We start from the raw sequence: 13,959 nt of genomic DNA on the forward strand, positions 1-13,959 counted from the left end.
GTTGCAAATATGTATTTTTGCAGGGAACAAGATAATTAGCATCATGCACACTTACGACGTAATCATTATAGGAGGCAGCTATGCGGGCCTCGCAGCAGCTATGACACTGGGCCGTTCTCTCAGGCAGGTGCTGGTCATCGACAGCGGGGCGCCCTGCAACCGCCAGACACCGCACTCGCACAACTTCCTGACGCAAGACGGCGTAGCGCCCGCCACCATTGCCGCCATTGGTAAAGCGCAGGTAGCGCAGTATCCTACCATACAGTTTAAAAGCGGATTGGCTGTCAGCGGCGGGCAAACGGGCGATACATTTACGATCCATACCGCAGAGGGGGAACATTTCCAGGCCAGGAAACTATTATTTGCGAGCGGTGTAAAAGATGAAATGCCCGATATAAAAGGGTTTGCCGAATGCTGGGGCATTTCTGTGCTGCACTGCCCTTACTGTCATGGCTATGAAGTAAAAGATAAGCCTACCGGCATACTGGTCAATGGAGAGCAGGCCTCCGAATTCGGCCGTCTGATCCACCATTGGACCAGCGACCTGACAATATTTACCAACGGCCCCATCACCATACCGGCCGACCACGTGGCCCAGCTACAGGCGCTGCGTATAGGCATTAACGATAAACCGGTGAAAGCCATCGTGGCAGCGCAAGGCCATATTCAGCACCTGCTTTTTGAAGATGGCAGCACACAGGCCCTGCAGGCGTTGTACGCCCGGCCGGCCTATCAGCAACACTGCCCTATCCCCGGGGCCATGGGATGCCAGTTGTCGGAAACCGGCCATATTGTGGTCAATGCTTTCCAGGCTACTACCGTAGCTGGCATATTTGCTGCCGGCGATGCCACCACGATGTTCAGGAGCGTATCTGCCGCTGTAGGCGCTGGCTCCCTGGCCGGCGCTATGATTAACAAGGAGCTGATCATGGCCACCACGGTGTAAAGGGAAAGATATTTACCAGGGGGTTGTATATCTGAAAAGGTTTTGATATATTAGTCAATGTACTCTTATACCATCACCTAAAATAACCTTGAATGTTCACAACCCTTGCTGTCTTAGCCGCCCTGTTTTTCGTGGCCCATGTGTACCTCCTGTTTACTTCCTTTGGGAAAAGTGGTTTTCAGAAACAGAAATACCTGTGGTCGCATATCACACTATGGATTACCGGCGGCATTGCCTGCCTGATCGCAATTTTATTTGCAGGTAAGTCCGTATCCGGTGTCATCGATGTATTCGATACTCCCGGTAAAGCTTCCCTCCTCATTGTTATCGCGCTGGTACTGTCGGCCGTAGCACATAGCATTGTAAAGCTGCTGGTGCTGCCGAAATACCAGAGAGCATAAAGCAGAAAGCGTAAAGCAAAAAGCTATCGTGGAGAATAATCTCAGCGGATATCTCACTCGCTTTGGTCAGTCACCACAATAGCTTTTTGCTTTCCTCTTTTGGACTTCTGCTTCTACATAAAATGTTAAAGGTGGAAATTTTTATTTCTCCATCAACAATATTCCCTATATTTATACCTGTTGATCCTGGTTTCTTATAACCGCCGGCGCCGACCGGCTACCGCAAGACCTGCATTACTCCGCAGGAATCTTACAGATGATCACCATCCAAAGAACCTTTGCGCGTTGAAATCACTTTCATAAGTTATTATTTTATTAGCACGAAAAGAGAGACACATTTTTTATGAATAAGAAAGATATCTGGAGATATAAATCTTTGGAGCAGTTGGAGAATAGAAGTTGGGGAACAGCTACAGAAGCAGATTCGGGACTCATTCAAAAATGTCTTGCCTTAGTAAAAGTACCAGTAGTAAAATTATCAGCCAGTGAATTAAGGCTGTTGATCGGACAATCATTTAATCCCACTTACCTGGTACCCCTGGCATTAGAGATATTAAAGAACGACGTTTTAGTGACTGCCGGCATGTACCCCGGAGATCTGTTAAAGAATGTACTGGACGTACCAGCCACGTTTTGGGAGGAACATCCCGATCTTCACAAAAACCTCATCGACATGATGCAGCGCAGAAGTGAAGAAATAGAAACGGAACTCGATTTACCCGAGTACTGGCGTAAAGCAAAAGCCGAAGCCTGATAACGATAAGGCTGACCAAAAGGCAATGGCTTTACCTTTCAGCCAGCCGGAAAAACCTATAGTACTTCTTTCAGCTTATTGATTAACGCATCTCCACGTAGATTCCTGGCTATAATCTTACCCTCCGGATCGAGCAGGAAATTTTGTGGTATACCGTTAACGCCGTACAGGCGAGCTGCTTCATTGCTCCAGGCCTTCAAGTCAGACACATGCATCCAATGCAGCTGATCGCTGGCAATCGCATTGAGCCAATATTCCTTTTTGGAGTCCAGGGAAACCCCCAGGATGGTAAACCCTTTGTCTTTATACTGCTCAAAAGCTTTTACTACATTCGGGTTTTCCGCTCTGCACGGGCCGCACCAGCTCGCCCAAAAGTCAATCAGCAGGTATTTACCCCGCAGGGAGGATAAACGTACATCGTTCCCCAGGGTGTCCTTTTGCACAAAATCCGGTGCTATGGCACCAATGGCGGTCAACTTACCAGTGGCAATGCTCTTGGCCAGACGCTGCCCCAACATCGTTTCCTTTGCTTTTGCCGGCACACCCTGGAATGCTTTCTCTACTTCATAAGGGTCAGCCTCGTTCTGTATCGCATCCGATAAAATTCGTAATGCAATGGTAGCAGCGGGATGATGCTGCACAAACTCTAATGCCATCGTATTCTTCTCTGCCTGGATAGCCATATAACGTTTGGTAAATGCCTCTTGTGCAGCCCCACTCTCCCGCTCTGCATCCGGTAAACGGCGGTTTTCGGCCATCAACACCTGCTGTTTGGCGTCCAGCGGCTGGGTAAGCTTTTGCAGCTCCCCATATTCGCCTTGCGCTACCCCGCCTGTAATGCGGGCGTGTTTGGCGGAATCGGGCGATACCACTTTCATAGCGCTATTCTCTATATAAAATCCCTGGAAATCCCGCTGACGGCTATAATCGCGCATATCATCCCCCGTGTAATCAAACAGCAGGTAAGCCATCACCGGCGCATCCTTTACTTTTCCCTTAAAGCTGAACTGCCCGTTGGTAACAATGGCAGAATCCAGTTTACGTTGTACGTCCAGGAATACTTTTATCGGCGGCTTTTTGCCGGTAATACGTCCCTGTATAGTGAAGGTGCTGTCTGACTGCTGTGCAAACAGCTGCGCGGCGGGTAACAATCCGAGCAAAGCCCATGTCTTCTTTATCATATTGCTTATTTACTTTTATAAATGATATCGGAAATACGGCCAAAGCCATCAAACTTTTGTTTGTAGGTTCCACCGGCAAACTCGCCGGTACCGGCCAGTTTGAAATAATACACACTGCCTTTAGTGCCATCATTGACGCCTACAGCAATCAACGAATTATCGTCGTCGCTGAACCAATTTTTCAACATGCGTATAACGGAAACGGATACCCCGGCGCCCGGAAAGGTATACAGCTTCCTTGCGGAGTTAGCCTGCACATCATACAGGTAGAGGCTATTGCCGGCTGCAAAGTATACCAGCGGCAGTACACCCGAGGTAGCAAAGGCAGTTGCCTGGCGCATTTCCGGCGAAGCCACCGATTGTTTTAACGCACCGGGATACTCATTGCTATAGGTATCCAGGCCGTACAACATCATGGAACCATCTGCCATCCGGAAGAAATGATAGGCCAGGTCCGGCCCTCTTTCCATGTACCGGAGCTCGCCCTTTACATTGTTGACATCAAACACAGCATCGGGCTTCTGGTCAACAAAAGTTTCCAGGGTCACGGAATTGCTGAGAGAAGGCAACCGTAAAAAGCGGCCATTCTTACGATCGTAAATACAAGCCGAACCCTCACTGGTAATAAAAGGCGCCGCCTCATAATCTCCGATCAACGGTAAGCCATATTTACCATTGTTGAGCGTAGAAGCAGCATATACCTTTCCATCATTGACCAGGTAACGTTGGGTAGCATAGTCATTGATGGTCATGAACTGCGGATGCAGGGTGGTTGGCAGCGCAAAAAACATCGATTTGGCTTCCTGCAGCAACTCAAACTCCGGGTTGCGCACCTGCAACAGGTTATTATCCGTTTCAATAAATAACTCATCGGTGCCGGTATAAGCGCCCAGCAGGTTAATATGATGCGCTTTGCCGGCCATCGGCTTTCCATTTACCCGCTGATAGATATCCCGGAGCACGGTATCCTGTGGTGTAATAATGTCAACATCGGACACGTTGTTTTTATCGTTCAGCACCAGCCAGCCGGAAGAAAACGGGCTGCCGATCATTACCTGGAACTTACGGTAACTGCTTACGCCTGTAGCTTTATCCATTACGCGAAACACCACTACATAAGGATACTGGCGCACAGCCTGGTTTAATTGTATACGGAGATTTTTGCCCGTGCCGATGACCACCGGCTGGTCGGGCAACTGTTCCATACTTTCGGTAGTGGGATACATGCTCCACTGGAAGTCAAGGTCTGCCTCCGAGCCCTTATCCACCTTTACTACCGGGTTGATCACCAGGGAGTCCATGAAGAGTTTTTTCAGGTTGACGAGGGAGTCGATCTGTATATTTTTCAGCGGCAGGTAATTATAATTGCCTTTGTCTTTATAACACGACATCAGCGCCAGCAGCAGGAATGGTAATGCTATATATTTTTTCATATCAGGCTTATTAAAGGTGATCACGCAGGGAAGAATACGGTATTGCCGGTTTCGGCATCTACTAATGGACCATGCTCTTTCTCATATGCAGCCAGTGCAGTGGCCACCTTTACTTTCAGGTAGAGCAACTGCCCGTTGCGCGTCATATCGTAAGGGAAGTCGGACAGGCCGAGGGTGTCTATCATGAAACGATATTTGGCTTTGCTGTATGCGCCGAAATAGGGCACCAGGTATGACTCCCAGGACGACGGTTTGGTAAGGATATCGTTGATGGTAAAAGTGAGTTCCTTTCCATTCTTATTCAACCCTATGGCATAATTATCGGCAGGCTGCAACGCAATCACCAGCTTCACCGCCGTAGTAGCCATGCCGGGAGTACGCCTCACCACCAGGCGCAGCGAGTCGCTGAACTTGCCCGCAGGCATCGTGTAGGAAGGCAACAATTCATAGTCGGTGCCCGCAGCTGCGGTGGTTTTATCTGTTACTACCGATATTTTCACCGGCAAGGCCTCGTTCAGGCGAAGGCCGATATAGTTGAGCCGGAATAATACCGTGTCTTTCATCATGGTGCTCGACCGGGTAGCAAAAGAATAAGTCAGGTCTGCCGCACTGAAATATACCCGCGGATTATTCTGATATACTTCCAGCTGGCTTTTCTTACAGGCCATAAAACCCGCTGCCAGCAAACCTATCAAACTATATAAGCAATATTTTTTCATACAATACATGTTGGTGGATATTAGCAGTTATCGCAGGTCAATTTCGTTATCTGGTAACGGTAACGGGTATACTTTTTCAGGCGTAATCACCTTATCACCGATTTTATTGAGATTCATCCGTTTGCAATAGAAGAAATATTGTCCTTCACTGAAAAATTCCTTCTGGTACTCTTTACGGATTTCTTCCTGGATCTGTGTCGCATTCAGGCCAGCGGGCAGGTTTACCACGCCGCGGTTAAACCGTACGGTGTTCAGGTAAGCAGCGGCTTTGGCCGGATCTGCCTCACATTCAGCAGCGATGTAGTACATTTCCGAGATCCGGATCAGCGGCATCAGGTAACGGTATTTCAAGGTCATCTTGGCCTGGTCATCCTGCCAGAATTTGATATGATACTGGAAGCCGCTCTGGTCTTTAAAAAGATAAGCATAACGGTAATCCGTACCACCACCGCTGCTGGTTTCAAACACCCGTTGCGTAACGCTTTTATCGTTCTTTAGTTCGTATTGTGCTTTACCACTGGTATACGTTTCATCTTCATGATATTTGAAATACGCATCTACAGAAGCTTTCATATTGATCACCTGCAGGTTGAACAGGTGCTCGCCGGAAAAGGTATAGTCGGTGTAGAAGGTGATCTGGCGCGGTGTTACCCAGGTAATTTTAGCCGCAGCGATGACTTCCGCCGCCATTTTACCGGCATTTACTTTGTCATTTTTATAGAGATACACCCTTGCCAGCAATGCTTTTACGGCCAGGTAGTTCATGCGGCCTTCCCGGTGCTGGAGAAATACGCTGCCATCGTCGGGGCCACCATTCATGGGATCAGCTTTTTCCAGCAATGACAATGCTTCCAGCAGGTCGGTAATCACTTTATCTGTTACCTGCCGGGTAGTGGAAATTTCGGTGGGCCGTTGCGTTACCTCGGTAACATATGGAATAGCAGGTTTATCAGCACCCGCTACAAAGGAAGCACCAAACATCCGCACCAGGTCGAAATGCATCAGCGCACGGAGTCCCAGGGCCTCACCTTTGATCAGCGTGTACCGGGGCGTGGTTAACACGCTTTTATTGATCTCCAGGTAACGGAGAATATTATTATCATTTACCAGCGCGCTGTACATGCCTCTCCAGATATCAGCGATATGTACTTTTACAGTAGCGTTCTGGTAAAGAAACTGTGCATCGTCTTTAAACACATGGTAGTAGTCGGCCGGCCGATAGCGCTGTGCCAGCACATCGAGAAAGCTCATCGTGAGATAGTCACCATACAGGGGCCTGCCCACCATTTTGGCATATACGCCGGTGAGGGCATCCTGGAAGCCGCCCTGGCTGGTAAAGAATTCATCCTCTTTTACCTGCGAACGGGGACTTACCTCCAGCCATTTCTTGCACCCTGTACTGCACAACAACAATAAGATAACAGGAAGCCATATACGAAATTTCATAGTACCTGATTTGACGGATTAAAACTGTGTTTTCAGAGAAAAGGAAAAAGAACGGGCAAACGGATAATCCAATCCACGCTCCTGCTCCACGGTAGACAGGTGGAACACTTCATTCATGTATAGCGACAGGCGCAGGTTCTGCATACGCAGGAAGCGGATCTGCTGCCGGCTGAAGTCGTACGACAAGGACACCGATTCGAGCGACAAGGTATTTTCATCCTGTACAAAGCGGGAAGAAGGTTTGGTTTGCTCCCGGCTGGACACTTTCTTGAAGAAGGTTACATCCCCCTCTTTTCTCCAGCGTTGTTCAAACACGCGACGGTCTACGTTGGCGGCTACATCCGCATTTTCGACGCGATCGAGCAGCGTGGCGTTGAAGATCTGGCCACCATAACGGTAGCGCATCAATGCATTCAGGTTAAAACCTTTATAGCCAATGAAAGTGCCGAAAGTGCCTTCATACTGCGGATCCAGGTTACCGGTAGCCTGTTTGTCGGCCGCTGCCCAGGTATAGCTAACAGTGCCATCAGCGCGTTGAAACAGCTCCCTTCCTGTACCTGGGTCAATGCCGAGGGAAGGCACCGTCCAGATGGTATTAAGGCCGTAGCCATCCACCAGCAGGGTTACCGGGCCAGTTTGCGGTTTGGTGTTCTGATCGGCATTGAACTTTCGGAAACGATCGGCAATATTGGTAATGATGGTACGGTTGCGTACCACGGAGCCGTTGATATTCCAGTAGAAGTTCTGGCGGTCGTTGCGAATGATCATGTAGCGTACATACAATTCTATCCCCTTGCCCAGCAATTCTCCGAAGTTGGTTTTATTCATTTCAAAACCTACAGAAGGTGGGGTACTGATGTCGGCAATAGCGTTCCTGGTTACATCGTGATAGTAGTTAAATTCAATGTTCAGGCGGTTGCGGAACAGGGCCATGTCGGCACCGATATTGGCCGACAGGCGGTTCTGCCAGCTCAGTTCCCGGTTGCCCAGCGACAGCATATAAGCGCCGAGCATATCGTAATAATAAACGTCGTTGAAATAATTGTAGGTAGCCAGTGCCTGGTAAGCAGGTACATTCAACGATCCCCTGGAACCATAACTGGCTCTCAGTTTCAGCAGGTTAATATTTTTGTTATTGCGCAGGAAATCTTCCTTGTGCAGGTTCCAGCCAATACCGGCCGACCAGAATTCCCCGAAACGTTTGTTGGCGCCAAACTGGGAAGAACCATCAATACGATACGACAGGTCCAGTAAATACTTCTGGAAGTAGGCATAGTTCACGTTGGCCAACACGCCTACCCTCCTGGTGAGCGACTCACTCCCGATAGGGTGTCCATCTTTTTCATATTGTTTGGCAAACCAACTGGCATCCATGCGGTCGTTTGGAAAGCCTTCCACCTTGTATCCCTGGTTGTCATCCGTACTTCCGGCCAGGTTGAAACCGGCGGAGGCATAGAGGGAAGAACCATTGATGGCGCGGCCATAGTTGAGCGTCACGCTGCTTTCATAGTTCATTCTTTTACCATTCTGGATGGTATAAGATCCGCGACGGGCCTTATCATCTGCGCTGTAGTTGGCAAAAGCGGTATGATCCGCGGGCAAAAACTGCTCACTGTTATTGTCCTGCTTCATGAGGCTAAAACTGCCAATCAGGCGGAAAGGTTTACTCAGCTGCCATTCAGCGGAAAAATTATTAATGAATTCAGTGTAAGTGCTCTGATCTTTTACAAACATGGTCCCGTTGTACATCGGGTTGTTCACGCCGTTCTCCAGGGTTTTCTTCATATGGCCCTCCTCGTCATACATGCTGTAGTAAGGGTTCAGTAACCCAAATTGTGAAAAGCTGCCATAAGGTGAATTGGTGGCTTTGTTATAGTTCACCGTGAGGGAGTTGCGGAAACGGAGTTGTTTATATTGATACGCCAATGAGACTTCACCAGAATAGTTACTCCTGCCGGAACCTTTCATAACGCCCTGTTCATTACCGGCAGCCAGTTGCAGTCCATATCTCACGTAATCATCTCCCCCTTCTGCATACAGGGAGTGCCGGTCATACAGGCCGGTTCTTACAGGTTGTGACAACCAATAAGTATTTACCCCTCGCTTTACGTTGGTGAGGCGGTCGTTGTACAGCTCCTGCAGGCGTTGTGCTTCCTTGGTATCTGGATAGGGTATATAAAAATCTTCTCCCCGTGTTACATAGGTATACAGCCCTGCATCTTTTTCCAGCTGTAATTTTTCAGCGGCATTCAGCAGGTGGTATACGTTCAGGTCGGGGGCCGACACTTTAAAATCGTTGGTATAGCTAAGGCGCAGGCGGCCTTTCTCAGGGCGTACCGTTTCAATGACCAATACACCATTGGCGCCACGGGAGCCATAGATGGCTGTTGCGGCCGCATCCTTCAGCAGGGTAACGGCAGCAATGCGGTTCATATCCAGGTCGAATACCCGCTGCAGCGAAGCCTCAAATCCGTCGAGGATAAACAGCGGTAAGTTCGGGCTGGAGCTATAGTCACCTTTCATATTGGGAAAGCTGGAAGCGCCCCGTACCTGGATATCCGGCAGCCGGTTAGGGTCTGATCCAAACTGGAGGTTGTCGGGCATTTTAAAGGAAGGATCCAATGCTTTCAGGGCTTCCAGGACGTTTTTGTTACTCACCTGTTTCAACTGTTCCTGTGTCATGGTGGTCGCTGCGCCGGTATAGCTGGAGGCAGGTCGTTTAAATACGCCGGCATTTACTTCCACCTGTTGTATTTGGCTAACATTCTTGCGGAGTTGTACATGGAGTACGCCGCCGGCTTTTACGTTTACTTTCTGCGACATATAGCCGATGCTGCTTACCATGACATGAGCGTTGGCATTGGCCGGGATCATCAGGGTAAAAGTACCGCTGGCATTGGTACTGGCGCCGATAGAGGTACCAGGTAAGGTAATGGTGGCGCCGGGAATGGGGTCTCCGTTTTCCTCCGTTACCGTCCCTCTTATCAGGCGTCTTTCCACGGTTGTATCGATGGCGGCAGACGGCCGGGCTATCAGTGCCGGTGTGGCGGTGGGCAGTGGATAAGCCGTGGTATGCAGGCTGGTTTCCTGCAGGGTAGCGCTCTTTTCTGCCGGCGTGGGTACTACGATGGCAAATTGTTTCTCATCTACTTTGATGAAGCCGAGATTGGACTCATGCGTTACCTGTTTCAATATTTCTTCGATGCCGATACGGCGGGCCGGTAGTTTGATATAAGGCCGGGCCTCTACCAGGCTGGTTTCATACACGAGACGTACCTTGTACTGGCTGGAAATTTCTTCCAGGGTATTGCGGAAGGTTTTTTCCTGTTTATCGGAAATGCTATTGAATGGTGGTGCGGGCGCTATCTGTCCGGTTGATTTTTGATTTACAGCAATAAGTAGCAACAGCATTCCCGCAGACAGCACAGACAAACGGTGCCGCCTACACGAAAACATCATTTTCATGATACGAATTTTGGTTAATAAAAATTGTGGTTAATCATGGCGCTACGCCCATATTCACCGGGGGGCAACTACTACAACAGAATCCTTTAAGCTAATATTCAGATTAAATACTGCTGCTATGGTGTTTAACAGCATCGTGTCACTTCTGGCCAGTAAGCGTCCACTGATAGTTCTCCGGGCAGTAGCACTATCTGCAATCTGCACCTTAAACCCGTACAAATCTTCCAGTTCATTCCCCATTTCACGCAGGGAAGTATTATTAAAAACCAGTTCTCTATGTTGCCAGCTGCTATAGGTTGCAGGGTCTACATGGCTGGTGATGATCCTATCCTGTGCAGGGGTGTAGGCAATCATGTCGCCCGGCTTCATCATCACAGCTTGCTTTTTCTCATGGGGAAAGTCGATGCTCACCTTACCGGTATTCAATGATACACGGGTGGTGCCCCTGCGGGTATTAACGTTAAAGGTGGTACCCCACACCTGCACGTCGAGCGTGCCGGTATGCACGGTAAAGCGGGTACGTTCCTGCGCACGATTGTATTGGTGTGCAATAGTAAAGTATCCTTCTCCGCTTACCCATACTTCCCTGTCTTTACTATTATCCCAGTCTTCGCCATAAGCCAGGGAAGAATTGGCGTTGAGTACAATCACTGAGCTATCTGGCAGCAGTATTGTTTTTATCTCGCCATTGCTGGTGTAAAATGTTTTACGGGGCAACGGCGTATGGCGGGTAGTCCACCAACCGCCCAATGCCAGCCCCAGTACCAGGATAGCGGCCGCCGCCGCATACCAGCGCCGGCGATTGCTTGTTACCGGCACTACCGGGGTATCGGCATCGTCCAGCTGTTGCGCAATAGCTTCCCATTGGCGGGTCTTACGCTCCGGCGCAAGCTTTGCCCTGCTGAATTGCAGTTGCAACAGGGTAGCCTTTGCGGCGGCTGCCATTGTACGTTTTTCCGGATATACCTTCCATACTTCCTCCCATAAAGCAACGGTTTCTGCGTCGGGATGTAATGCCCAGCGCTGAAAATCCTCATCTGCCAATAGGGCGGATGCGTCGTAGCTTTCATATTTGCGTATGTCCATAAACGTTTTACGGCAATTACAGGGATGCCTTTAACCTAATTACGCAGGGAGAGAAAAAATTACCCCACGGGTGAAGAAATATTTTTATTTTTTTTGCGGATGCCTTCCGGTTATTGTATGGGAGTACCCAGCCGGTCATGTAACGCGTCCAGTGCGCGGGCCATAATTTTATAGGTGGCCTTGGTGGTGATAGAAAGAATATCGGAGATATCCTCATAAGACATCTCCTCGTAAAAGCGCAAAAATATGGCTTCCCGCTGACGGGGAGTAAGCTGCTCCAGGGCAGCATTCAGCTGGCCCGACCGGAACGCAGCCTGTTCGTGGCGGATGCGGATATTTTCCGGGGAACCTTCCAACAGGAATACATAATTCTCTTCGTCCAATATTTCAGGCGCATGCCGCTGCGTTTTCTGGATATTGCGGATCAGTAATCCCCGCAATGATTTGAGCAGGTAATTCTTTACAGAGGCAGGCTGTCCCAGGTTTTCGCGATTTTTCCAAAGCTTGAGGAAGAGGTCTTGTATCGTATCTTCTACCAGTGCAGTATCCGCAGTAAATTTGCAGCCATAGTTATACAGGTAGTCTGCATAATCGTTGTAACACGCGGCCAGCGCACGTTTGCTGCCCTGCTGAAAGGACAACCAATTGGCTGATTCGGCATTATTATGGTTGGTCATTTAGCAGTACTGAATAATGAAATATGGAACAAAGGTAAAAGAAATCACTATTCCTCAAAATCAAAAAGCGACAACTGCGCCGATTGATTGGGTTTTTCCTGGCCAGGCAGTATCTCATGGAAGTTGGACAACGTGATACCCAGCAGTCTGATAGGTTTATCTTCCGGGTAAGTAGCCGCCAGCAGTTGTTTAGCGGTATCCACAATCGTTTCGAAATCGCCGACCGGGAAAGGGAAAGATTGATTACGGGTAATCTGCTTAAAATCAGCATACTTAATCTTCAGGGTAATCGTACGCCCTTTCAGGCTGTATCGTTGCAAACGGTCGTATACAATTTTTCCGATTTTGGTAAGCTCAGCTTCCATATCGGCCACGGTGGTAAGATCGTAAGGGAAAGTATCTTCTGCACCGAGCGACTTGGTTTCCCGGTGTGGCTGTACCTCCCTTTCATCGATACCGCGTACGATGCGGTAGTAAAAGCTCCCTACTTTCCCGAAATGTGTTTTCAGCTCCTGCTCTGATAATTTCTTGAGATCGGCCCCGGTAAAGAGTCCCATCTTCTTCATTTTATCGGCCGTTACTTTCCCTACGCCATGGAATTTCTCTACAGGCAACTGCTCCATGAAAGCTGCTATGGAAGAAGGTCCGATAAAAGTGAGTCCATCAGGCTTATTCAAATCCGATGCGATTTTGGCAACAAACTTATTGACGGATATCCCTGCGGAAGCAGTGAGCTGTAATTCATCCCGGATAGCCTGTTTGATCAGCTTCGCAATTTCAATTGCAGACCCGATCTGTTGCTTGTCGTTGGTTACATCGAGATAGGCTTCATCGAGCGACAAGGGTTCTATCAGATCCGTATACCGGGCAAATATTTCGCGGATATGACGGGAAGCTTCTTTGTACGCATCAAAACGGGGACGGATAAATATCAGGCCGGGGCACAACTGCGCCGCTCTTTTTGAAGGCATCGCCGAACGAACGCCGAACTTCCGGGCTTCATAACTGGCGGTAGCTACTACGCCTCCCCTGCCCTCCGGCGAGCCTCCTACAGCGATGGCCTTCCCCTTGTAAAGCGGGTTATCGCGCTGCTCTACAGATGCGTAAAACGCATCCATATCGATATGAATAATTTTTCGTTGTATGCTGTTTGAACTGTTCTCCATTACTATCTCCCGGAAGCCTTGTAAAGATACGAAAGTAAGTCTTCGCTAAAATTATTCTGCTAACTTTAGGCACTAAACTTAGCTGTTATGGATGCGTATGAGCAGGAACTTTCACATGAACATAAAAAATTTGAAAACATCGTCTGGGAAGGAAAGATCATCAGCGGCCGGGAGTTTTACGACTGCCACTTTTATAAATGTAGCCTGAAGGAATGTATCCTGGAAGACTGCACCTTTGAGAAATGCACGTTTGAAGATTGTGATCTGTCATTAATCCAGCTGAAGCAAACGGCGTTCAGCCGGGTAGACCTCCTGCATACCAAGGCCATTGGTATTGCCTGGCATAATGCCCGGCAGTCGCTGGTGGTATCTTTCCGGCATTGCCGTATCAGCTATAGCAGCTTCTCCGGTAAAAATCTGAAGAAAGGTATCTTTCAGCATTGCCAGGCCGACGAAGTTGATTTTTCTGGTTGTAATTTAATGCAGGCCGACTTCAGCGGCAGCGACCTGGCCGGCGCCCGATTTGCAGAAACAGATCTCACGCAGGCCAACTTTGTGGGCGCACATCGATATGCCATTAACATCCAGGAAAATAAAGTACGAAAAGCCAAATTCAGTTTGCCGGATGCACTGGCACTGCTGGACGGACTTGGCGTAGAAATTATTGAGTAAAAAGAAAAGCGGT

Annotated in this window: 12 protein-coding genes; 4 read left to right on the forward strand and 8 right to left on the reverse strand. The window is 48.8% G+C overall.

The genetic code is table 11. From position 1 onward, the window contains the following. Nucleotides 1-43: 43 nt before the first annotated feature. The 3 genes from HGH91_RS26340 (at nucleotide 44) to HGH91_RS26350 (ending at nucleotide 2,101) form a co-directional block, all read left to right on the forward strand. Complete coding sequence (locus HGH91_RS26340; RefSeq protein WP_168741998.1) at nucleotides 44-946, forward strand: NAD(P)/FAD-dependent oxidoreductase; 903 nt, start codon at nucleotides 44-46, stop codon at nucleotides 944-946. 92 nt (nucleotides 947-1,038) lie between these two features. After that, the gene (locus tag HGH91_RS26345; RefSeq protein WP_168742000.1) at nucleotides 1,039-1,347 is read left to right on the forward strand and encodes a hypothetical protein; all 309 of its coding nucleotides are present in this window, start codon (nucleotides 1,039-1,041) and stop codon (nucleotides 1,345-1,347) included. Between the two features lie 343 nt (nucleotides 1,348-1,690). Next, nucleotides 1,691-2,101 carry a contact-dependent growth inhibition system immunity protein gene (locus tag HGH91_RS26350; RefSeq protein WP_168742002.1) on the forward strand — a complete coding sequence of 137 codons (411 nt, stop codon included), beginning with the start codon at nucleotides 1,691-1,693 and terminating at the stop codon, nucleotides 2,099-2,101. A gap of 56 nt (nucleotides 2,102-2,157) precedes the next feature. Here HGH91_RS26350 and HGH91_RS26355 read toward each other — a convergent pair whose 3' ends face one another. The 8 genes from HGH91_RS26355 to dinB all read right to left on the reverse strand — a co-directional run bounded on the left by HGH91_RS26355 (nucleotide 2,158) and on the right by dinB (nucleotide 13,274). Continuing rightward, entirely contained in the window at nucleotides 2,158-3,282 is a 1,125-nt protein-coding gene (locus tag HGH91_RS26355) for a TlpA disulfide reductase family protein (protein ID WP_168742004.1), read from the reverse strand. Nucleotides 3,283-3,287: 5 nt separating this feature from the next. Further along, nucleotides 3,288-4,715, reverse strand: a complete 1,428-nt coding sequence (locus HGH91_RS26360) for a PKD-like family lipoprotein (RefSeq protein ID WP_168742005.1) — start codon at nucleotides 4,713-4,715, stop codon at nucleotides 3,288-3,290. Nucleotides 4,716-4,735: 20 nt separating this feature from the next. After that, nucleotides 4,736-5,434, reverse strand: coding sequence for a DUF4843 domain-containing protein (locus HGH91_RS26365; RefSeq protein ID WP_168742007.1), 699 nt, complete (start codon nucleotides 5,432-5,434; stop codon nucleotides 4,736-4,738). A gap of 27 nt (nucleotides 5,435-5,461) precedes the next feature. Next, a complete protein-coding gene (locus tag HGH91_RS26370; protein WP_168742009.1) occupies nucleotides 5,462-6,880 on the reverse strand; it encodes a RagB/SusD family nutrient uptake outer membrane protein in 1,419 nt (472 codons plus the stop codon). Nucleotides 6,881-6,898: 18 nt separating this feature from the next. Next, complete coding sequence (locus HGH91_RS26375; RefSeq protein WP_168742011.1) at nucleotides 6,899-10,345, reverse strand: SusC/RagA family TonB-linked outer membrane protein; 3,447 nt, start codon at nucleotides 10,343-10,345, stop codon at nucleotides 6,899-6,901. Nucleotides 10,346-10,399: 54 nt separating this feature from the next. Beyond that, entirely contained in the window at nucleotides 10,400-11,431 is a 1,032-nt protein-coding gene (locus tag HGH91_RS26380; protein WP_168742013.1) for a FecR family protein, read from the reverse strand. A gap of 110 nt (nucleotides 11,432-11,541) precedes the next feature. After that, nucleotides 11,542-12,108: an RNA polymerase sigma factor gene (locus HGH91_RS26385; RefSeq protein WP_168742015.1), complete on the reverse strand. Its 567-nt coding sequence runs from the start codon at nucleotides 12,106-12,108 to the stop codon at nucleotides 11,542-11,544. A 47-nt stretch (nucleotides 12,109-12,155) separates the two neighbouring features. Next, complete coding sequence (gene dinB, locus HGH91_RS26390; protein ID WP_168742017.1) at nucleotides 12,156-13,274, reverse strand: DNA polymerase IV; 1,119 nt, start codon at nucleotides 13,272-13,274, stop codon at nucleotides 12,156-12,158. 87 nt (nucleotides 13,275-13,361) lie between these two features. On the opposite strand from dinB, the gene HGH91_RS26395 reads away from it, so the two are divergent. Then, on the forward strand, nucleotides 13,362-13,946 hold the full coding sequence (locus HGH91_RS26395; protein ID WP_168742019.1) for a pentapeptide repeat-containing protein: 585 nt from the start codon (nucleotides 13,362-13,364) through the stop codon (nucleotides 13,944-13,946). Nucleotides 13,947-13,959 lie beyond the last annotated feature (13 nt).

The organism is Chitinophaga eiseniae (genome assembly GCF_012641265.1).
Taxonomy (GTDB): Bacteria; Bacteroidota; Bacteroidia; order Chitinophagales; family Chitinophagaceae; genus Chitinophaga; species Chitinophaga eiseniae_A.